At 55.6% G+C, this 21,183-nt stretch carries 21 protein-coding genes and 1 other annotated feature; of the genes, 4 read left to right on the forward strand and 17 right to left on the reverse strand.

Annotation, left to right across the window (positions count from 1 at the left end; genetic code table 11):
- The first annotated feature begins 134 nt into the window (after positions 1 to 134).
- Both dsdX and dsdA read left to right on the forward strand, forming a co-directional pair.
- A complete protein-coding gene (gene dsdX / locus PGR23_RS13290; RefSeq protein WP_315711955.1) occupies positions 135 to 1,472 on the forward strand; it encodes a D-serine transporter DsdX in 1,338 nt (445 codons plus the stop codon).
- A gap of 16 nt (positions 1,473 to 1,488) precedes the next feature.
- The gene (gene dsdA, locus PGR23_RS13295) at positions 1,489 to 2,817 is read left to right on the forward strand and encodes a D-serine ammonia-lyase (protein ID WP_396279286.1); all 1,329 of its coding nucleotides are present in this window, start codon (positions 1,489 to 1,491) and stop codon (positions 2,815 to 2,817) included.
- Here the strand turns inward: dsdA and PGR23_RS13300 are convergent.
- The 5 genes from PGR23_RS13300 to PGR23_RS13320 all read right to left on the reverse strand — a co-directional run bounded on the left by PGR23_RS13300 (position 2,814) and on the right by PGR23_RS13320 (position 7,038).
- Positions 2,814 to 3,302, reverse strand: coding sequence for a hypothetical protein (locus tag PGR23_RS13300; protein WP_063414951.1), 489 nt, complete (start codon positions 3,300 to 3,302; stop codon positions 2,814 to 2,816). The genes dsdA and PGR23_RS13300 overlap by 4 nt on opposite strands.
- Entirely contained in the window at positions 3,299 to 3,661 is a 363-nt protein-coding gene (locus tag PGR23_RS13305) for a DUF202 domain-containing protein (RefSeq protein ID WP_015369054.1), read from the reverse strand. Before PGR23_RS13305 ends, PGR23_RS13300 begins: the two co-directional genes overlap by 4 nt.
- Positions 3,651 to 3,998 carry a YidH family protein gene (locus PGR23_RS13310; RefSeq protein WP_015369053.1) on the reverse strand — a complete coding sequence of 116 codons (348 nt, stop codon included), beginning with the start codon at positions 3,996 to 3,998 and terminating at the stop codon, positions 3,651 to 3,653. Before PGR23_RS13310 ends, PGR23_RS13305 begins: the two co-directional genes overlap by 11 nt.
- A gap of 98 nt (positions 3,999 to 4,096) precedes the next feature.
- Positions 4,097 to 5,419, reverse strand: a complete 1,323-nt coding sequence (locus PGR23_RS13315) for a 6-phospho-alpha-glucosidase (RefSeq protein WP_020077628.1) — start codon at positions 5,417 to 5,419, stop codon at positions 4,097 to 4,099.
- Complete coding sequence (locus PGR23_RS13320) at positions 5,416 to 7,038, reverse strand: alpha-glucoside-specific PTS transporter subunit IIBC (protein ID WP_047044625.1); 1,623 nt, start codon at positions 7,036 to 7,038, stop codon at positions 5,416 to 5,418. The genes PGR23_RS13315 and PGR23_RS13320 overlap by 4 nt, the downstream gene beginning before the upstream one ends.
- A 297-nt stretch (positions 7,039 to 7,335) precedes the next feature.
- Here PGR23_RS13320 and PGR23_RS13325 point away from each other — a divergent pair, with 297 nt between their 5' ends.
- On the forward strand, positions 7,336 to 8,082 hold the full coding sequence (locus PGR23_RS13325) for a GntR family transcriptional regulator (RefSeq protein ID WP_015369049.1): 747 nt from the start codon (positions 7,336 to 7,338) through the stop codon (positions 8,080 to 8,082).
- Here PGR23_RS13325 and PGR23_RS13330 read toward each other — a convergent pair.
- The 3 genes from PGR23_RS13330 to ibpA all read right to left on the reverse strand — a co-directional run bounded on the left by PGR23_RS13330 (position 8,050) and on the right by ibpA (position 10,793).
- Complete coding sequence (locus PGR23_RS13330; protein ID WP_047078169.1) at positions 8,050 to 9,711, reverse strand: putative transporter; 1,662 nt, start codon at positions 9,709 to 9,711, stop codon at positions 8,050 to 8,052. The two genes, PGR23_RS13325 and PGR23_RS13330, sit on opposite strands and share 33 nt — an antisense overlap.
- A 123-nt stretch (positions 9,712 to 9,834) precedes the next feature.
- Positions 9,835 to 10,263 carry a small heat shock chaperone IbpB gene (gene ibpB / locus PGR23_RS13335; protein ID WP_015369047.1) on the reverse strand — a complete coding sequence of 143 codons (429 nt, stop codon included), beginning with the start codon at positions 10,261 to 10,263 and terminating at the stop codon, positions 9,835 to 9,837.
- A gap of 116 nt (positions 10,264 to 10,379) precedes the next feature.
- On the reverse strand, positions 10,380 to 10,793 hold the full coding sequence (gene ibpA, locus PGR23_RS13340; RefSeq protein ID WP_015703892.1) for a small heat shock chaperone IbpA: 414 nt from the start codon (positions 10,791 to 10,793) through the stop codon (positions 10,380 to 10,382).
- Positions 10,787 to 10,861: a sequence feature (ROSE (Repression Of Heat Shock gene Expression) occurs in the 5'-region of heat shock genes and acts as an RNA thermometer to modulate expression.), on the reverse strand. It overlaps the preceding gene by 7 nt.
- A gap of 233 nt (positions 10,862 to 11,094) precedes the next feature.
- Between ibpA and PGR23_RS13345 the strand changes: the two genes are divergently transcribed.
- Entirely contained in the window at positions 11,095 to 11,424 is a 330-nt protein-coding gene (locus PGR23_RS13345; RefSeq protein WP_020077625.1) for a YceK/YidQ family lipoprotein, read from the forward strand.
- A gap of 1 nt (position 11,425) precedes the next feature.
- Here PGR23_RS13345 and PGR23_RS13350 read toward each other — a convergent pair whose 3' ends face one another.
- From PGR23_RS13350 to yidA, 9 genes are all read right to left on the reverse strand, one after another.
- Positions 11,426 to 12,652 carry a DUF3748 domain-containing protein gene (locus PGR23_RS13350; RefSeq protein WP_396279285.1) on the reverse strand — a complete coding sequence of 409 codons (1,227 nt, stop codon included), beginning with the start codon at positions 12,650 to 12,652 and terminating at the stop codon, positions 11,426 to 11,428.
- Between the two features lie 51 nt (positions 12,653 to 12,703).
- Positions 12,704 to 14,041, reverse strand: a complete 1,338-nt coding sequence (locus tag PGR23_RS13355) for an MFS transporter (RefSeq protein WP_032706561.1) — start codon at positions 14,039 to 14,041, stop codon at positions 12,704 to 12,706.
- Positions 14,042 to 14,217: 176 nt separating this feature from the next.
- Positions 14,218 to 15,366, reverse strand: coding sequence for a galactonate dehydratase (gene dgoD / locus PGR23_RS13360; protein ID WP_016946147.1), 1,149 nt, complete (start codon positions 15,364 to 15,366; stop codon positions 14,218 to 14,220).
- On the reverse strand, positions 15,363 to 15,980 hold the full coding sequence (locus PGR23_RS13365; protein ID WP_004181595.1) for a 2-dehydro-3-deoxy-6-phosphogalactonate aldolase: 618 nt from the start codon (positions 15,978 to 15,980) through the stop codon (positions 15,363 to 15,365). Before PGR23_RS13365 ends, dgoD begins: the two co-directional genes overlap by 4 nt.
- Entirely contained in the window at positions 15,964 to 16,842 is an 879-nt protein-coding gene (locus PGR23_RS13370) for a 2-dehydro-3-deoxygalactonokinase (RefSeq protein ID WP_045395962.1), read from the reverse strand. Before PGR23_RS13370 ends, PGR23_RS13365 begins: the two co-directional genes overlap by 17 nt.
- Positions 16,839 to 17,528: a D-galactonate utilization transcriptional regulator DgoR gene (dgoR, locus tag PGR23_RS13375; RefSeq protein WP_015369039.1), complete on the reverse strand. Its 690-nt coding sequence runs from the start codon at positions 17,526 to 17,528 to the stop codon at positions 16,839 to 16,841. The genes PGR23_RS13370 and dgoR overlap by 4 nt, the downstream gene beginning before the upstream one ends.
- Before the next feature lie 233 nt (positions 17,529 to 17,761).
- Positions 17,762 to 18,901 carry a BamA/TamA family outer membrane protein gene (locus tag PGR23_RS13380; RefSeq protein WP_047044608.1) on the reverse strand — a complete coding sequence of 380 codons (1,140 nt, stop codon included), beginning with the start codon at positions 18,899 to 18,901 and terminating at the stop codon, positions 17,762 to 17,764.
- Entirely contained in the window at positions 18,898 to 19,911 is a 1,014-nt protein-coding gene (locus tag PGR23_RS13385; RefSeq protein WP_072251479.1) for a hypothetical protein, read from the reverse strand. The genes PGR23_RS13380 and PGR23_RS13385 overlap by 4 nt, the downstream gene beginning before the upstream one ends.
- Before the next feature lie 315 nt (positions 19,912 to 20,226).
- Positions 20,227 to 21,039, reverse strand: a complete 813-nt coding sequence (gene yidA / locus PGR23_RS13390) for a sugar-phosphatase (protein WP_396279284.1) — start codon at positions 21,037 to 21,039, stop codon at positions 20,227 to 20,229.
- Between the last annotated feature and the right edge of the window lie 144 nt (positions 21,040 to 21,183).

Below are 21,183 nucleotides of genomic sequence, written 5' to 3' on the forward strand. Positions count from 1 at the left end.
ATTTAACGGGCTATTTAAGAACCAAATCACGCTTTTGCATCAATTTGGATCACCTGAAAGGCGATTTTTATCGTTTGTCAGCCTATGTCGCTTTTCTGTTCAATAACCACACGTTATTTACGGCGAGGTGGGGTATGGAATCTCAAATCTGGGTGGTAGGCACGCTATTTATCAGTATCGTGTTAATCGTTTTAACGATCGTCAAACTGAAGTTTCATCCGTTTCTGGCGCTCCTGCTGGCGAGCTTTTTCGTCGGCGCGATGATGGGCATGGGGCCGCTGGATATGGTCAACGCCATTGAGAGCGGTATTGGCGGTACGCTTGGCTTCCTGGCGGCGGTGATCGGTCTCGGTACCATCCTCGGGAAGATGATGGAAGTCTCCGGCGCGGCGGAACGCATCGGCCTGGCGCTACAGCGCTGTCGCTGGTTGTCGTCGGACGTAATTATGGTGCTGGTTGGCCTAATCTGCGGTATTACGCTATTTGTTGAAGTCGGCGTGGTGCTGCTAATCCCGCTGGCGTTCTCCATTGCCAAAAAAACCAATACCTCGCTGCTGAAGCTGGCCATCCCCCTGTGTACCGCGCTGATGGCGGTGCATTGCGTGGTGCCGCCGCATCCGGCCGCGCTGTTCGTGGCGAATAAACTCGGCGCAGATATCGGTACGGTCATCGTCTATGGCCTGCTGGTGGGCCTGATTGCCTCGCTGGTTGGCGGCCCATTGTTCCTCAAGCTGCTCGGCAACCGCCTGCCGTTTAAACCGGTGCCGACCGAGTTTTCTAACCTTGAAGTACGCGAAGAATCGACGCTGCCCTCGCTCGGCGCTACGCTATTTACCGTGCTGCTACCGATTGGGCTGATGCTGGTGAAAACCGTCGCTGAATTGAACATGGCTAAAGGCGGCACGCTGTACATGTTGCTGGAATTTATCGGCAACCCGATCACCGCGATGTTTATTGCCGTTTTTGTCGCTTATTACATTCTCGGTATTCGTCGCCAGATGGGGATGGGCGTCCTGCTGACTCATACTGAAAACGGCTTCGGATCGATTGCTAATATTCTGCTGATTATTGGCGCGGGCGGCGCGTTCAACGCGATTTTGAAATCCAGCGGCCTGGCCGATAGCCTGGCGGTGATCCTCTCGAATCTGCATATGCATCCGATTCTGCTGGCCTGGCTGGTGGCGCTGATCCTTCACGCCGCCGTCGGTTCCGCTACCGTAGCCATGATGGGCGCCACCGCTATCGTCGCCCCGATGCTGCCGCTGTATCCCGGCGTAAGCCCGGAGATCATCGCTATTGCCATCGGTTCCGGCGCCATTGGCTGCACGATCGTAACGGATTCCCTGTTCTGGCTGGTGAAACAATACTGTGGCGCAAGCCTCAGCGAAACGTTCAAGTATTATACGACGGCGACATTTATCGCTTCTTTACTTGCACTCGCCGCCACCTTCCTGCTTTCTTTCATCATCTAAGCGAACGAGACGTAATATGAAAAACGCTGACCTGACCCAATTAACCGCGACCTTCCCGCTTGTGCAGGAGCTGATCGCGCTGAAAGAAACCACCTGGTTTAACCCGGCGACGACGACGCTGGCGCAAGGTTTGCCCTATGTCGGCTTGACCGCCGCAGATGTAAAAGACGCTCACGAACGCCTGCAGCGCTTCGCGCCGTATCTGGCGGAAGCCTTTCCGGCAACGGCCGCCACCGGCGGGATTATCGAATCAGAAGTGGTTGCCATTCCGGCAATGAAACGCCGCCTCGAGCAAAAATTCAATCAGCCGATTAATGGCGATCTGTTACTGAAAAAAGATAGCCATCTGCCGATTTCGGGTTCCATTAAGGCGCGCGGCGGCATTTATGAAGTGCTGACCCATGCGGAAAAGCTGGCGCTGGAAGCCGGGCTGCTCACCATCGCAGATGATTATCGCAAATTGCTGACGCCGGAATTCAAACAGTTCTTCAGCCAGTACAGCATCGCCGTCGGTTCTACCGGCAACCTCGGTATGTCGATCGGCATCATGAGCGCGCGCATCGGTTTTAAGGTCACGGTGCATATGTCGGCGGATGCCCGCGCATGGAAAAAGGCCAAACTGCGCAGCCACGGCGTAACGGTCGTTGAGTATGAAGAAGATTACGGCGTGGCGGTCGAACAGGGGCGCAAGGCGGCGGAATCCGACCCGAACTGTTTCTTCATCGACGATGAAAACTCGCGCACGCTGTTCCTCGGCTATGCCGTGGCCGGCGAACGCCTGAAAGCGCAGTTTGCCCAAGCAGGACGCGTGGTCGATGCCGATCACCCGCTGTTCGTCTATCTGCCATGCGGCGTTGGCGGCGGCCCCGGTGGCGTCGCATTTGGCCTGAAACTGGCGTTTGGTGACCACGTTCACTGTCTGTTCGCCGAACCGACCCATTCGCCCTGTATGCTGCTCGGCATTTACACCGGGCTCCATGACCAGATTGCGGTGCAGGATTTAGGGATTGATAACCTGACCGCCGCCGATGGTCTGGCGGTCGGCCGCGCTTCCGGCTTCGTTGGCCGGGCGATGGAGCGCCTGCTCGACGGCCTGTATACCCTTGACGATCAAACGATGTACGACATGCTGGGCTGGCTGGCAACGGCGGAAAACATTCGCCTTGAGCCGTCCGCGCTGGCCGGGATGGCAGGGCCGCAGCGCGTCTGCGCCAGTAAAGCGTACCATCAGCTACAAGGACTGAGCGACGAACAGCTACGTCAGGCCACCCACCTGGTATGGGCGACCGGCGGCGGTATGGTGCCGGAAGAAGAGATGGCGCAGTATCTGGCGAAGGGACGTTAAATCGCTCGCAGCAGCGGCATCAGTTCGCCCGGTGACCGCTGCTGTTTACGCAGATCGCGCATAACCCGCATACAGGGGGCGCTGGCGACATAGAACTGGCGGTAGCCTTCACAGAGCGGGTCGTCGTCGCCCGCGCACAGCCGCCGCCATGCACAGACAAAACAGGCGCTATTGGCGGCCACCTGCCGCTGTTCGCGCAGCGGTTCGCCGCACCAGATACGCAGGGTTTCCTCAAACAACGTAATCGTTATGCGGCCAATATCTTCCCGCGCCCAGGTATGGAAAATGGCGCAAAGGAAGTTTCCCCATGCATTGGCATCTTCCGCTCTGAGCTGCGGAATAAAACGAACGGCGCGCACGCCCTGCGAGCGTAGTTCCCGATATAGCTGCTGCGGTTGCTGGCAGTGGTGACGATAAACTTTCACCTCCCGCACTGCCGGTTCGTTGTGAGCGAGGGAGTGGCATTCTGTCCGACATCCTGTCATGTCACATCCTTAAGAAATAAAATGATCTGCCGTAGATGCGTTACAGCAAACAATAATGACAGCGAAAGCACTGCGAGGGAGATCAAAAATTTGTCACGAACTGCTCCCGGCTGCAAAAAATCGCTCTCGGCAACATCCATTAAATGGCGGCTGCGGGTGTAGCGCCAGAGAACGATCGCCACCACAGCCAGTACGCCAATCGATATCCAGAACGCCAGCCCGGCGCTATGCCAGTTGTGCTTAATCGCCAGCGCCATCAGCGCCCCGTAGCCAAGCAGAGTACGGAACCACGCCAGCGAGGTGCGCTCCGGCTGTAAACCGGGATCGTTCTCCCGCCGCGCCCGGCGTTTATCCGCCATACAGCACCAGCAGCATCACCGCCGCCACGACCGCCAGCAGCAGGACGCTAATCACCAGCAGCGTACGGGTATAGGGGAGATCCTGCTTCAGGCGCATCGCCTTTTCGTTACTCAACCAGCGCAGATAGCCATACACCGCCAGCCCGCCGGCAAACAGGCACAGCAGCAGCGCCAGCACTTCGCGAATAAGCGGAGTGGCAAAATCCGGCGCCAGCTGATCGAGCCCGACGCCCGCGGCGAGAAAGCCGAGCGCCGTACGGATCCACGCCAGAAAGGTGCGTTCATTGGCCAGCGAAAAGCGGTAATCCGGCGCTTCGCCAATGCGGGAAATTTTCATCAGCAGTCCTTGTTCGTCACGCAAACAGGCCACAGCATAGCCTAAATCACGAACAGGAGAGAAGAACCGGCACCCGATGGATGCCGGTAAAGCGAGGGTTAATGCAGCTCAGGCCAGTACGCTTTATTGGCGGCAATCAGGTCATCGAGGATCGCTTTCGCCACCGAGGCGCTCGGTACGGTTTTCGATAGCGTAATCGCCTGCCACAGCTTGTGATATGAACGCTGCTCCCACGCATCCACCACCAGTTTTTCCACCGCCACCTGCTGGCTCATCATCCCTTTCTGGAAATGCGGAATATCGCCCACCGTCAACGGCTCCGGTCCGTTATGACCGACCAGACAAGGGATCTCTACCATCGCGTCGGCATCAAAGTTATGGATTGCGCCATTGTTCGGCACAATCAACAACATTCGTTCCTGAGTGTTAAAGGCGATAGCCGTCGCTAAATCGACGATATACGACGCGTGTTCGTCGATCTCCAGATCGCCCGCGGAAGATTTACCGGCGGCAATAATCGCCCGGCAGGCGCTAAAGACGTTTTTCTCCCGATGATCCATTACCTCATTCGCGCGGGTACGCTCCGGGTTGGAGTGCGCGACCACGTAATCCGGGAACAGATAATATTTCAGGTAAGTGTTTGGCATCGTTTGCGGATCCAGCGCCTGTACATCTTTCGCTTTGGCAAACGTATCGTTCCAGCTGGCTTCGGTGTGCGGGTCGTTCGATGGCGGTACATAGCCGTATTTCGCCACATACTCGCGCAGTTTCGGCATCAAATCGTTGCCATCGAGATCTTCAATCGAGGTCCACCAGCCGAAGTGATTCAGGCCGTAGTAACGCACGCGCATCTGTTTGCGGTCTTTCAGCCCGACGATTTGCGCCATCCGCCCTTCAATGCCGATCGGCATATCGCAAATATTGAGAATTTTAGCATTAGGCCGCAGGCGACGGGTGGCTTCAGCCACTATCGCCGCCGGGTTGGAGTAGTTGAGCATCCAGGCGTTTGGCGAATATTTCTCCATATAATCCACCAACTCCAGCACGCCGCCGATAGAGCGCATACCATAGGCAATCCCGCCCGGTCCGCAGGTTTCCTGACCCAACACGCCGTGGCGCAGCGGTATTTTTTCATCTTGCTCGCGCATCGGGTATTTGCCGACGCGGATGTGCGCCATCACGAAGTCGACATCGCTAAAGGCGGCCTGCGGGTCGGTGGTGTAGCTGAACTCAATCTCTGGCGCCTGTTCTTTGAGGATAATTTTACAGGCTTCGGCGATAGTCTCCTGACGCGCGCCGTCGTTGTCATAAAATTTTAGCGCCCGCAGCGGGAAACGATCGCGGTTTGCCAACAGCATTAAAACGATGCCAGGGGTAAAGGTGCTGCCGCCGCCTGCGATAACAACTGAGAATTTTTTCATGATACTGCCTCCGTCATGGTGGTGTGTTCGGTCGATAAAGAATCTTTCATTAAGGTTTCCAGCTGGTCGCGAACCTGCGGGACATGCAGACCAACAATGACCTGAATGCCGTTGCCGCGGCGGACCACGCCGTGAGCGCCGAGCGCTTTAAACACCTCGTCGCTTTGCGTTTTCGCCATATCCACCAGCGCGATACGCAGTCGGGTGGCGCAGTTATTGATGCTTTCAATATTGCCGGCCCCGCCCAGCGCCTGCAGGAAGCCGGCGGCCTGGCCCAGCTTGTTTTCCGCAGCTGCCGCCACGCTGGTTTTACCGCGCGCCTCCTGATAATCCGCTTTGCTGTAAAGCTTGATTTCACTGTCTTCGCGACCCGGCGTTTTCAGGTTCAGGCGTAGGATCAGGGTGCGGAAGATGACGAAGTAGATGCCGGTAAAGCAGAGGCCGATGCCTATCTGGATAAACATCATCGACGCGTGGTGATGGAACATCGGGATCCAGTTTTGCGGCAGGAACTGATCGAGCAGGCCGCCGCCGAAGTTCCCCACGACGCCGCAGATATACATCACCGTCGCCATGGTGGCCGCCAGCAGCGCATGCACGGCAAATAGCAGCGGCGAGATAAACAAGAAGGTAAACTCGAGTGGCTCGGTAATGCCCACCAGCACCGCGGTCAGGGTGGCGGGGATCAGCAAACCGGCGACCTTCACCCGGTTTTGCGGCGCGGCGGTGAAGTAAAGCGCCAGCGCAATACCCACCGAACCAAAGACTTTCGAATTGCCATGCAGCGCAAAACCGCCCTCAGGGAACAGCGCTTTCAACGGTTCAACGCTCTGGCTAAATTCCTGCAGATGCTGCGCCCAGTAGACCTGGATGCCGCCTTCCACTACCGCCGGACCAAAGATAAATGGCCCATAGACAAAGTGATGAAGGCCGGTCGGGATCAAAATGCGCTCAAGAAAGATGTAAACCCACACCCCGAGCGCGCCGGCTGAGCGCAGGAAAGCCTGTAGCGACTCAATCCCCATCTGTACCTTCGGCCAGCCGAGCAGCGTAAGCCAGGCACAAGGGATCATCGCGAGAAAAGCAACTATCACCACGAACGACGATCCCTGAAAAATACCGAGGAACACCGGCAGCGGTTTATCGAAGTAACGATTGTGCAGCGCGGTGACGATGCCGGAGATCACAATGGCCCCGATAATGCTGGTATCCAGGGTTTTAATCCCGGCAATCATCGTCAGGCCGCTTCCCGCCGTGGGATCCAGGGTGAAATCAACGCCGAAGAAGTGGCCCCAGGTCATCCCCATGGCGTTGATGAAGTAGTTCCAGGTAAGAAAACTGACCAGTACCGCCAGGCAGGCCCGGCCCTGGGCCTGCTTCGCCAGGCCAATCGGCAGGCCGACGGCGAAAATCAGCGGCATATTACGAAAGACGGTCCAGCCGCCCTCTTCAATGATGTGAACAATTTGCGCGAACAGGCTATCGGGTGCGGTGAGCGCTTCGCCGACAAACATCGGATTACGCAGCATAATGGCGATACCCACCACAATCCCGGCGAATGGGAACAGCAAAACCGGGGTAAACATGGCGCCGCCAAAGCGTTGTATTTGACTGAGCATTTGAAAATCCTCATGTAACAACTCGTAGGGTAAGTGGCCTTTTTTTGTTCTTTACCGGCCTGCTTCGAGCATAGGAATTCGCCCCGTCGGCAACATGCTGCGCCGCTGCGATTCGTGATCGCATTCATGGTTTTAATTCGGTCAATGTTGTCTACTTTTTGCGTAAAACATAGACACGATGAATTGAGGTGACGAAATCAATGTCACTTATAGTTTTTAATTTATTGTTTTTTATAATTTTATAATTCACGTCAGCTGGCTATCGCTGATTCATCAATGACGAATAGAGGTCTACTGGTGATCTACAAATCTATTGCTGACAAACTGCGTTTACGGCTCAACTCTTCCGATTTCAACATTGGCAGCCCGTTACCGGGCGAGAAAAAACTGGCGCAGGAGTTCGGCGTGGCGCGCATGACGATTCGCAAAGCCATTGACCTGCTGGTGGAAAGTGGATTAGTGGTGCGCCGCCACGGCTCCGGCACCTATGTTGCGCGCAAAGATGTACACCATGAGACCAGCAACCTGACCGGGCTGGCGGAAGTTCTGCGCCAGCAGGGTAAAGAAGTGGTAAGTCAGGTATTGATATTCGAAGTGATGCCCGCGCCGCCGGCTATCGCCAGTCAGCTGCGAATTAAAATTGATGAACGGATCTATTTCTCACGCCGGGTGCGCTACGTCGATGGTAAACCGCTAATGCTGGAGGACAGTTATATGCCGGTTAAACTGTTCCGCCATCTGTCGTTGGGTCATCTGGAAGGGTCGAAGTTCGACTATATCGAGAAAGAGTGCGGTATCACCATCAGCGGCAACTATGAAACCCTCACCCCGGTACTGGCGGATAAACAGCTGGCACGCTCAATGAACGTGCCGGAGCAGACGCCGCTGCTGCGCATTACCTCGCTTTCCTACAGCGATAGCGGCGAGTTTCTTAACTATTCCGTGATGTTCCGCAACGCTAGCGAGTATCAGGTGGATTATCACCTGCGCCGGGTCCAGGCACAGAGCCCGCTAACTCAGCCCCCAGAACAGCACGGCCAGTAGTTGAGGGGTGATTATCCGCAGGAACATCACCAGCGGATAAACCGTGGCGTAGGAGAGCGCCGCCGCGCCGCTGGTGGCGTGCAGGTTGTTGGCGAAGGCCAGCGCCGGCGGGTCGGTCATTGAGCCAGCCAGCATGCCGCAGAGGGTCAGATAGTTCATCTTCGCCAGCATCCGCGCCAGTATGCCCACCGTCAGCAGCGGGATAGCGGTGATGAAAATACCGTAGGCTATCCAGCTGAGCCCCTCGCCGTGGAGCAGGGTGTCGACAAAATCGCCGCCGGATTTCAGCCCCACCACCGCCAGAAACAGCACAATACCGAGTTCGCGCAGCGCCAGGTTGGCGCTCGGCGGCATAAACCAGTACAGCTTACCGATGCTGCCGATACGCCCGAGGATGAGCGCCATAATCAGCGGCCCGCCGGCTAGCCCCAGTTTCAACGCCGCCGGGAAACCGGGAATAAACAGCGGAATAGACCCCAGCAGCACCCCGAGACCAATGCCGATAAACACCGGTAGCATCTGCACCTGCTGCAGCTTTTGCTGCGCGTTGCCGAGTTCATTGGCCACCGCGTCAATGGCCTGAGGCCGCCCAACCAGGTTAAGAATGTCGCCAAACTGCAGGCTGGCATGGCTGCTGGCCACCAGCTCCACCCCGGCGCGATTAAGCCGCGAGATCACGACGTCATAGCGTTGTTTAAAGTGCAGATCGCGGATTTTCCTCCCTAATACCTTCTCGTTAGTGACCACCACGCGTTCCACTTTGAGATCGGTACCGCGCGTTGAGAGCGAAGTCGCCACTTCTTTACCAATCACCAACTGCGCGTTATGTAAATCTTCCGGCCGCCCGACCAGGTGCAGCAGGTCGCCATGCTGGATAAGCGTAGCCGGCGCCGGCACCATCAATAGCTCATCGCGCTTTAACCGCGAGCAGATTATTTTGTCGCTGTTGAGCATTGGCACGTCCTGAATCGCCATATTATTCAGGTTCGGGTTCTCCACCCGCACGTTAATGGTATGCAGATGAGCATGGCCGTTACCGCTGCTCTCATCAAACTGCTGCGCCTCTTTTTCCACATTGATGCGAAAGAACAGCCGCACCAGCCACATGGTCAGCAAAATGCCGCAGATACCAAACGGGTAGGCCATCGCGTAACTCATCCCCATCTGATCGACGACATCAAACGGCAGGCCAAGATCGCGCAGGATTTGCTGCCCGGCGCCAAGCGCGGGGGTGTTAGTGACCGCCCCAGAGAAGATGCCGAGAACGACCGGAAGCGGAATATTGAACAGTTTATGCAGGATCGCCGTCACCAGCCCGCCAAGTACGACGATAAGAATAGCGAACAGATTGAGCTTAAGGCCGGAGACGCGTAACGAGGCAAAAAAGCCCGGACCGACCTGAATACCGATGGTATAAACGAAGAGAATAAGGCCAAATTCCTGGATGAAATGCAGCATCGGGCTGCTCAGCGTAATCCCTGCCTGATCCACGAAGTGGCCCACGATAATGCCGCCAAACAGCACGCCGCCGATACCAAAGCCAACGCCGCGGATTTTGACATTGCCGATCCACAATCCCACCACCGCAACCAGCGCCAACACGCTGACGGTCAATGCTATATCACTCATACTATTTTCCCTGTGAATAACATTATTATTAACAGGGATTATGACTGAAGGCGGGAATACTGTATGTAGTCCCGCGCACAAAAAAGCCCCGAGTTATCGGGGCTTGAAAGCGATGTGGCTTAATTAACTATTCAGCGCCGGGCGCTCGCTAATGGCGATACGCTGCGGGGCGGCGACTTCCGGCTCGTGGCGGGTTAAGTCGATATGTAACAAGCCGTTGGTGAAGGTGGCGCCAGAGACTTCCATATTATCCGCGAGGGTGAAACTCAGGCTGAAGGCCTGATTCACCAGCCCCTGATGCAGCCATTTGGTCTCTTTTTCAGCCGCCTGCGGCGTGCCTTTAACGGTCAGACGCGTACCTTCCAGCTGAATATCCAAATCTTCCTGACGGAACCCGGCTACCGCGAGGGTAATGCGGTAATGGTTATCGTCGCTTTTTTCGATGTTATAGGGCGGGAAGGTTTGGCTTTCACCGGCGGTTTGCAGGGCGTTAGCCAGTTTGTCAAAACCGATCCATTGACGCAGCAGTGGGGATAAATCGTAGTTACGCATAGTGTTTTCTCCTTCTGAGAAGCGAGTAGGTACCTGCGAATTCAGCGAATTCGCATCTGCTCCCTGACGGCGAGCAAGTTGTTTATTCAGGCCGCCGCGCGGCCTGAAGCGGGCAATTAGTTAATTTCGATACGGCGCGGTTTGTTCGCTTCCGGAATCACGCGTTCCAGATCGATATACAACAGGCCGTTGACCAGGTTAGCGCCGCGAATATGAATGTTATCGGCGAGCTGGAATTTACGCTCGAAGTTGCGCTCAGCGATCCCCTGGTACAGGTAGGTGCGCTCTTTCTGCTCGGCGGCATGGGAGCCTTTCACCACCAGAAGATTGTCTTGCGCGGTTATCTCTAATTCGCTTTCCGCAAAACCGGCGACGGCAATCGCGATGCGGTAATTGTTTTCGTCCACTAATTCAACGTTATACGGAGGGTAGCCGCCGTTGCCCTGGCTTTGATTATTTTCTAACAGGTTGAACAGACGGTCGAAACCAATAGCAGAACGATAAAGCGGGGAGAGATCGAAATTACGCATAGTAAATAGCTCCTGAAATCAGCGAGAATTCAATGGCTTTCCATCATGGACAAGCCGTTATGACCCGGAATACCCCTCAGGCGTATCCTCATTGGGTGACACTACTAAAATGGGTGTGCCCCGACGCTTTTCAAGCCCTTTTCGGCCAAATTTTTTTGCAGTTTGCTGGCGAATGCTTAGACTGGTTGCAAAGCACAAAAGGCAAAGTGCGATACTCGCCACAGTGCAGTGCAATAACGCTAGGCATTCACGGGACGGCTCGTTATAACCGAAGTAACCCCGATAAAATGACGGAAGAGTGATGAAAAGCGGATTGTTAAAGCTGGTCCTGTTCAGCGGGATGATTAGTGTGGGCGGTTGCTCCAGCGTAATGTCGCATACCGGCGGCAAGGAAGGAACCTACCCAGGCACGCGCTCCAGCGCCCATACGCTGGGCGACGACGACACCAACTGGGGCGTGAAATCGCTGGTGGCCCTCGATATGCCGTTCACCGCGGTCATGGACACGCTGCTGCTGCCGTGGGATATGTTCCGCACCGACAGCTCGGTAAAATCGCGCGTCGAGAAAAGCGAGCAGGAGACGCTGGCGACCAACTCCGTTATCCCGCCAGCGCCAATGCCTTCGCGCTAAGCTAGCGCTGCGTTTCGGTTATCCACAACTGGCGATAACCGTCGACGTCTTCCATCCACGCCAGGTATTTTCCATCCGGCGAAAATACGACGGCATCCGCGGACGGCGGATTTTCGCGATCGGTCGTCAAATAACTTACCGCGCCGCTGCGGGCATCGCAGAGCGCGATTTTGTTTTCCACCACGCATCCCAGCCACGCGCCCGATGGATGCCAGTTAAACGCCGACTGAATCCCCGTAGCAGTATGTGTTAACTGACGCGGCTCGCCGCCCGCAGGCGGGATAAGCCACAGCTGTACAACGCCTGCATCATCACGCATCAGAAAGGCAATCTCGGTGGCCTGCGGATTGGCGCGTACCCAATGGCGCGGCACATTCACCAGCCCCGGATAGCGGCGCTGGTGGGTAAAGGTCAAACGACGCTGGCTGACGCCTGCCGGCGGCGCGGGCATCGTCGTTGCACTTCCGGCCAGCGGCGCATCGCCCTGCCGCTTCCACCCTGCCTCATCCCGGGGCAGCGTCACAATAAACAGTTCAGGCACTTTGTCGCCGTTTTCCGCCAGCGTATCGCCGATGAACGCTAGTGCATGATTGCCGACCCACCCCTCTTCATAAGCGCGATTGATCTCATCGCTGCCGGGTCCTGGGTTCGCCGTGGTACGGCTTACCAGCACGCACCAGTGGCTGCCGACATATTCGCGGGGATGGGCGCCCTGCGGGCTCACCGGGCCATAGGGCGCGGCTACGCCAACGTTGCGCAGATCCAGCGCCGGATCGTATTCGTGAAGTACGTGGTCGTTATAGGTGAAGCTAACGAACTGGCCGTCAGGGCTGAAGACATGAACATGGCTGCCGCCGCGCAGCGCGCCGGGAGTATAAGGCGCGGTAATATCCAGCGCATCCAGATTGCGGGTTTCACCCTGCCAGTTAACCACCCCGCGACGGTGATGAAAATCGTAATGCCAGTTGGCGTCCGGATGTTCCGGGCCGTGAATAAAAACGTATTTATCTTGCGTCGGGTGTACGGTGACCACGCCAACGCAGGCGCCGTCAGCGGCGCGATACAGCGTTTCAACGGCGCCGCTATGGATATTCACCCGTTCAATGGTCTCGCCGGTGAAAGAGGCTCCCGACGGGCGGACGTCGAAAACCAGCCACTGGCTGTCCGGGGTCCAGGTATTGATATTGGTAAGCTGATGATGACGGGGAGCAAAAGTGACTTGTTTCATGACGATACCCTGATGCGAGACTTACGCATCAGGGTAGCGTATCGCCAAAATTTAGCCTACACGTTTCACATCGCCGACCAGCAGGATATAAGACAGCGCGCCTATCAGCGCCACCACGGAGATATAAACCAACGCCGGGCCAAAGCCGTAATCCTGCGCCAGATAGCCAATCACCAGCGGGACGGTGATGCCGCCCAGCCCGCCAACAAAGTTAAAGACCCCACCGGTCAGGCCGATCAGGCGCATCGGCGCAAGGGAGGAGACCAGCGACCAAGTGATAGATGCAAAACCGTTGCCGAAGAATGCCAGCGCCATCAACGCCATGATCCAAACGGGGTCGTTGGTATAGTTCGCCCCCATGATGCAGGTGGAGATCAGCAGCCCGCAGATAATCGGCGTTTTGCGCGCCACGCCCAGCGAGTAGCCTTTTTTCACCAGCTTATCCGCCAACCAGCCGGAGAGCAGGACGCCAAAAAACGCGGCGAGGAAGGGCACCGTGGTCATAAAGCCGGCCTTCAGCGCGGTAATGCCTTTTTCCTGGGTTAAGTAGTTCGGGAACCAGGTCAGGAAGAACCACAGCGTCGAGGTAACCGCAAACTGCCCAAGGTAAACGCCAACCAGCTTACGGTGAAAGACCAGCTTCCAGTCCGCTTTCGATAACGGTTGCCGCGCCTCTTTCTTCAGCGGCGCATCGCCATCCACCAGGCCGCCGCCGTCGCGGATATAGTCGAGTTCGGCTTTGCTGATGCTTTTAGTCAGACGCGGCGGTTGATAAACCTTAAACCAGATTAACGACCAGATAATGCCGATACCGCCGGTAACGATAAATACCCAATGCCAGCTTAATAGCTCCTGGATCCAGATCAGTAGCGGCGTGAGGAAGGCCAGGCCCACAAATTGCCCCGAGGTATAAAACCCGACGGCGGAGGCGCGTTCGTGCTCCGGGAACCAACTGGTCACCATGCGGTTATTGGTCGGGAAGGCTGGCGCTTCGAAGATGCCGGTAATGGCGCGTAAACCAATCAGCGACATTAAGCCGGTGGCGAAACCTTGTAGCAACGTCGCCACCGACCAGCCAAATATAGCGATAAAGTAGGTGAGTCTGGATCCCACGCGGTCAAGGAACCAACCGCCAGGGATCTGACAGAGGGTATACAGCCAGGCAAAGGCGGAAAATACGTAGCCCATTTCCGCTTTGCTAATACCAAACTCCTCCTGAATATGCGCCGAGGCGACGGCGAGGTTGGCGCGGTCAACATAACAAATAACCACGGTAATAAAGATCATGATGAGCGTCAGATAACGGCGACGCCCGGTTTTTACAGCGGTAACTGAAATATCCATCGCAATCTGTCTCCAGATTTTGGGCATAGCGAAGCCGCTCACCATGCCCGGTAATTTACAGAGGGTGTTTTTGTTTTTATTAATAACTATGTTGCGATGCGCTAAATAATTCGTGCTGGGGAAAGGCGGCAAATTTTCGCATCCCTGGGAGCATACAATAGTATGTGACCAGGGTAAGAAAATGCAGCCAACGCATCACCAGTGCGAAGTATGACGCGCATTTACCATTCGGCGACAGAGCCATCCTCATACCGCCACAACGGATTTCGCCAGTCCGGCGCATTTTTACTCAACTCAATCACGCGGGCCTCATCAATTTCTACGCCCAGCCCCGGCTTCATCAGAGGTTTAAAGAAGCCGCCTTCCATATTGAAATCTTCTTTATTTTTCACAAAATCAAGCAGTTCTGCACCTTTGTTGTAGTGGATCCCCATGCTCTGCTCCTGGAAGACCGCGTTATGTGAAACGAAATCGACGTGCAGACAAGCGGCCAGCGCGATCGGCCCCAGCGGGCAGTGCGGCGCCAGCCCAACGTCATAGGCTTCCGCCATTCCGGCAATTTTATAGCATTCGGTAATACCGCCTGCGTGCGACAAATCGGGCTGTAAAATAGCCACCCCGCCCGCTTCCAGTACTCGTTTAAATTCAAAGCGCGAGAACATACGTTCGCCGGCGGCAATTGGAATATGCGTTTGCGCCGCCAGCCGTGGATAATATTCCGCCTGCTCGGCTAATACCGGCTCCTCAATAAATAACGGGCGATATGGCTCCAGCTCTTTAATTAATACCTTAGCCATCGGCGCGCTAACGCGGCCATGAAAATCGAGACCAAACTCAATTTCATTGCCAAACGCTTCGCGGATTTGCGCCACGGTATTCACCGCCGCATCAACCGCGCGGGAATTATCGATGAGCCCCATCTCTTCGCAGCCGTTTAATTTAAAGGTGTCGAAACCAATGCCGCGCAGTTTCTTAATCCCGTCAATCACTTCGGCGGGGCGGTCGCCGCCCACCCAGCTGTAGGCTTTAATTTTGTCGCGCACCAGCCCGCCCATCAGTTGCCAGACCGGGGCATTCAGGACCTTACCTTTAATATCCCATAATGCCTGGTCAATACCGGCGATGGCGCTCATCATAATCGGGCCGCCGCGGTAAAAGCCGCCGCGGTACATCACCTGCCACAGGTCATTAATCCGCGCCGGATCCTGGCCAATCAGATAGTCGCCAAATTCATGAACGGCCGCCTCTACCGTGCGGGCGCGCCCTTCAATCACCGGTTCGCCCCAGCCGACGATGCCTTCATCGGTTTCAATTTTCAGGAACATCCAGCGTGGGGGTAAACGGTACGTGGTGATGTTGGTTATTTTCATTTCACTGCCTCTCGATACGCTTTTACGAATGCGGCTGCCTGCTGCGCGGTACGTTCAACCGGCTGGCCGGCGCGATAGAGATCGCTACCCAGCCCTGCCCCCACACAGCCGGCATTAATCCACTGCGCCAGGTTTTCCGGCGTCACGCCGCCGACGGCAAAGACCGGAACCTCCGGCGGTAGCACGGCTTTCAACGCTTTGATGTAATCCGGGCCAAAAGCCGATGACGGGAAAATTTTCAGCGCCTGCGCGCCAGCATCCAAGGCACTGAAGGCTTCGCTGGCGGTGGCGCAGCCTGGGCACACGGTCATGCCGTAACCCACCGCACGCCGGATCACTTCCGGTTGAATGTTTGGCGTAACAATCAGCCGACAGCCCATGGCCGCCAGCCTGTCGACCTGTTCCGGTTGCAGCACGGTGCCCGCACCGATAAGCGCCTGCTCGCCGTAAGCGTCGACGACCTGCGGAATACTCTTCTCCCACTGCGGCGAGTTCAGCGGGATTTCGACCGCGTCGAAACCGGCGTCGATAACGGCGCCAACGTGAGCCAGCGCCTCGTCTGGCGTAATACCGCGCAGGATAGCGATAAGCGGAAGGTTAGTTTGCCACTGCATAAGCGATGCTCCTTATTCCTGTCTGAAATGCCGTATCGCCCGCAACCGCGGTGACTTCGCGGCCAATGGCGGCAAATGCCTGCTGATAGCGGGACGTTAACGATGACCCGGCGACAAGGCTAATAGCCTGCTGCCCGGCGAACGTGTCGCTGAGGGTGGCAACTTCAGCGCCAATCAGCAGGCCGGAAAGAAATTCGCTAACCTGCTCGCGAGGCAGCGCGCCCAGCACATGCGAAGCGCGAACTTCAAACAGCTGCGGCAGGACGGCGGGGTTGTTGATACCGCGCTGCAGACCGGCCGCGAATGCGTCGGTGGACGTCTCCTGCGGCGGTAAGCCGGCGCCCACCAGCGAGTGCTGAAGCAACAGATGATGCAACTCACCGGTCAAAACGGTACGAAAATCGTGAATTTGCAGGCGATCGGCCAGTACCCACTTGCAGTGGGTTCCCGGCATCACGTAGACAGATGAAGGCGCTAAGGCGCGTGCGCCCAGCAGTTGCGTTTCTTCTCCACGCATGACGTTATGGTTATCGTCACGGGAAACGCAAAGACCGGGAATTATCCAGATATTGTCGCCAACGGCAGTTAACTGCTGGCCAATGTCCGAGAAAGCGGCAGGAAGCGGCAAATAGGGGGCGATTTTCCAGCCCACGTTGCTGCCAACCATACCTGCCATCACCACCGGTGTGGCGCCATCGCGCCAGTGTTGGGTAATTTCCGCTAACACCGCAGCGGGAGAGCGACCGTTCAGGCGCGTTACGCCTGCTTCAGATTGCCTGCTTTCCAGGCATTCTTCGCCCTGATAAAGCCAGGCGCGTAAATTCGTCGATCCCCAATCTATTGCGATGTAGCGAGCCGTCATGTGATTTCCTTGAGCCTTCGTGTCGAGCTGGCGATCATCGTCAACGCCGCCTGCTCCGCCGCGTCGCTATCCTGATGCCGAATGGCGTCAAATAGCGCTTTATGTTCCTGGAGGGTTTTTGGCATGTTGCCTTCATCGCCCATCCAGGTCCGTTCAAATACCGCCCGCTGCAGCGAACTGATCGCCACGCTAAGCTGCTGCAAAACCGGGTTATGTACTGACTGCAGCACCGCTTCGTGGTAACGAATATCGGCCTCGTTAAAGGCATCCCGGTTTTGGTTGTTGGCGATCATGTCATTGAGCGCCGACTCGATTTCCGCTAGATCGCTTGAGGTGGCGCGTTCCGCCGCCCAGCGTGCAATGGCGGGCTCTACCAGATTACGCACTTCACTCATCGCGCTGATAAGACGCGGGTCATAATCATTTTCCAGTACCCACTGCAGAACCTCAGTATCGAGGTAGTTCCACTGGTTTCTGGGAGCGACAAACGCGCCGCGATAACGCTTCATTTCGATCAGCCGCTTCGCCATTAGCGAGCGAAACACTTCGCGGATGATGTTGCGCGAAGTTTCAAACTCTTCACACAGTTCCGCTTCGGCCGGTAGCGCCGAACCCGGTACGTACTTACCGCTGACAATCTGTTTGCCCAGCGTGATCACGATGCGATCGGTTTTATTGAGAGTCATGGAGAGTCCTTATGCTCTATGTGTACTGCTCTACTTTACCGTCGCTGTCGAATTTCGCCTCACTTTTGTACTACTAGCGTGATGTCAGGCGTCGTCGTCATGAGCTCAATGTAGTACAACATGATTGTGTTGTACTACAATTTAGATCACAAAAAGAACAACCCATAAAAATAAAAATGCCTGTGACCACGACAGATGGCGCCGTCAAAGCAGGAAAGGAGGGTAAATAAGAGTTAGAACGCTTCGCCGACCTGGAAGTAAAAGCCGCTGCTGCCCTTACCGATACCGTAGTCGAGGCGAATATTAACGCGAGGTTTGAATTCAAAGCGGTAGCCGACGCCCGCCGAAGGTAGCCAGCGTCCATCATTCAGTGAATCAATGGATGGCCCCATGGTGCCCGCGCCGACCCAGGCAACAACGCCGTGTCGCCACGTCAACTGACGACGGTATTCAAGCTGAGAGCTGACCACGTTTTTATCGCGGTAGCGCCCCTGGTAATAGCCGCGCATACGTTCATCGCTGCCGAGTAGCGGCATCATGCTCCACGGCACATCGCCCTGGGTGAAGGTGCCATCCGCTTCCCAGGCCAGCACGCTTTTATCGCTCAGGGCCTGATAGCGGCTGTAGTGCAGGCGAAACTCATCAAATCGCGTGTCGCTGCCGAGTCCCGGCGCATAGTGGGTATAGCGAAAATCGGCATACTGGCCCTTGCGTGGGTTGGGGACAAAATCGCGATCGTCCCAGTTGATATCAATACTGGCGCCGGAGCTGAATACCGACGGCCCCTGTGGGGTGTTTTCTATTTTCGGCAGATCGTCATGGTCCATCTCATCGGCATTTTGCGCCGCCAGCGACCACCCCGCTCCCAGATAAACATTATCGATGAGCTGCCGGTAGACCATCGGGCGCAGGGTCAGCACCTGGGCGGTATATTTTTCTTTCTCATTGTCTTTGTCGCCGGCGTGAAAACCTTGTCCCCAGTAGTATGTCGGCGTGTTGGCCATCGAGCCTTCAACAAATACCCGCCACAAATCGTTGTCGAAAAAAGCATAGTTTTTAACGCTGAGGCCAAATGCGCCGGTGGAGCTAACGTAGCCGCTAAGCGTCAGCGTGGAGTTCTGGCTGATGGTGTCACTTGGGTCCGGGCGATACATGCCAACGACCGCCGTACCCAGCCCAAGCCCCAGCTCCGGCGTATAAAATGGCCCCGGCATGACGCCCCAGTCGATGCCTTTGCTGGCGTCAAACTTGTCGCTGGCGCCAAGGCTCTGCAACCAGCCGTCGATTTTTTCGCGGCTGAGCGCCTGCGCCTGCGCCTGCCCAATAACAAGGCATGTTAGCAACAGCAGGATAGGGTTAAACGGTCGGCTCAAAAGCGATACTCGCCGGCGATAAAGAAGCTGTTACGTTCGGCAAAACCAAACTCCGTAGTGATATTAAAGTTCCGGGTCATCTCATACTGCGCGCCCACCAGCACGTTCCACGGCGACTGCAGATGCTGTTTCACATCAAAACGACCGTTGCCGTTCTTGTTGGCAAGATTGACCATGTTTTGCAGCATCGTCGACGGCATCGACAGATCGTTCAGGCTGCCCTTAAATTCCTGCTGCACATCCTGATACATACTGCCTACCCAGACATTCAGCTTCCCGTTCGGCAGATGCAGCGCATCTACCGACGGCGTATTGAAACGATAGCCCAAACGCGGCGAAAAGGTAAAAGCATCAATGCTGCCGTCGAGAATATCAAAACGCGTCTGCGTATAGTTGGCATCTAATACCGTGAACCAGTTGCCGACGCCGCCCACCAGCGTGGTACCGACGCCGTAGGTAGTGCCTTTAAAATCAAGACGAAAATCAAGATCCTGCATACCTGGCATAGGTACTACTTTACCATTCGGCCCTTTCAGACCGACGGCGATTTGCGAGATAGAATGGCCTTTAGTATGTCCAACCAGGCCATAGACGTTCATAAACGGCAGCAGCCAGGCATCCAGCTTAAGGGTCTCGGTTTTACTGCTTTCCCGCGTATTACCGACGCCAATCTGGAAGGCGTTATCCAGTGAAAAATTACCTAACGATAAGCCGGTAAAATTAATGCTATCGACATTAATATTTTGCCGCATATCCATATAGTTAACGCCGACGCCAAACGGCAGCGGCAGGACGTAGCCGTGTTTTCTGGCTTCATCACCTAAAAAGGGCAATACCGATGTCGATTCCGGCGCCGCGGCCTGACTATTGTCAGGCGCGGGCAGATCCGCCGGTTCGCTATCGTGCCAGGCGTATACGGGTTCAAGTTGGGTTGTTGGTTCTGCGGCCGCGCAGACCTGAAGAGAGGAGAAAGGCAGCGCAACCAACATCAAAAAGTGATTTTTATTCATAGGAAATATGATGTTAGTTATTAACGTATTGTTAAAAGGGGGCGGGTAGCTTATAGAATCCCGGATACTGATTAAGGGATTTAAATGCGGATTAACATCTATTCATGAAAAAAGAGAAGACAGGCCCGGAGAATTCCGGGCCTGAGATTGATGACAAACCTCATGCAACCGTTGCACTTACAGATTGCACCAGACAAAAAACATGGAAAATCAATTTATTGATTTTCGGTTGATAACCACAAAGAAGGAAAAACCACGCTTTTTCCTTCTTTATCAGCAGTCTGAGGCCCGGAGAATTCCGGGCCCGAAATGCGCTTAGGCTAAAACGTATTTTTCAATGGCGAAGGCAACGCCATCTTCAAGGTTCGATTTGGTGACGAAATTAGCTGCTTCTTTAACGGTCGGGATAGCGTTATCCATCGCCACGCCGACGCCGGCGAATTCAATCATCGCGATATCATTTTCCTGATCGCCAATCGCCATAATTTCTTCCGGCTTGATGCCCAGCGTATCGGCCAGCGACTTCACGCCGGTGCCTTTATTGACGCGTTTATCGAGGATTTCGAGGAAGTACGGCGCACTTTTCAGCACGGTATACTTCTCTTTCACTTCCGCCGGAATACGGGCGATGGCCCGATCGAGAACGGCAGGCTCATCGATCATCATCACTTTCAGCAGCTGAATATTACGGTCCATCTTTTCTGCTTCGCAGAATACCAGCGGAATGGTCGCCACGTAGGATTCATGCACCGTGTAGTAGCTGATATCGCGGTTCGCGGTATAGAGCGTATTACGATCGAGCGCGTGGAAGTGCGAGCCAACTTCGCGAGAGAGTTGCTCAAGGAAGCGATAATCATCGTAGCTTAACGCCGTTTGCGCCACGGTGCTGCCGTCGCTGGCTTTCTGAACCAGCGCGCCGTTATTGGTGATGCAGTAGTCGCCCGGCTGTTCCATGTGCAGCTCTTTCAGGTAGCTATGGACACCAGCGTACGGGCGGCCGGTCGTCAGCACCACGTTAACGCCGCGGGCGCGTGCTGCCGCGATGGCGGTTTTCACCGCCGGAGAAATGGTATGGTCCGGCAGCAACAGCGTGCCGTCCATATCAATTGCAATCAGTTTAATAGCCATGGGATCCCCGGGTAAGATGAGTCTTCACTCATGCTAACGCGATTCCGCTCAAAAAACAGCTCTCGCAGCGGGAGAAAACGAGGATGGATTGCGCAGGCGGATTCCTCTTTTGCCGCAAAAGAAAAACCCGGCAGCGCAACGCGT

The organism is Klebsiella sp. 141162, assembly GCF_050600755.1.
Taxonomy (GTDB): Bacteria; Pseudomonadota; Gammaproteobacteria; order Enterobacterales; family Enterobacteriaceae; genus Klebsiella; species Klebsiella aerogenes.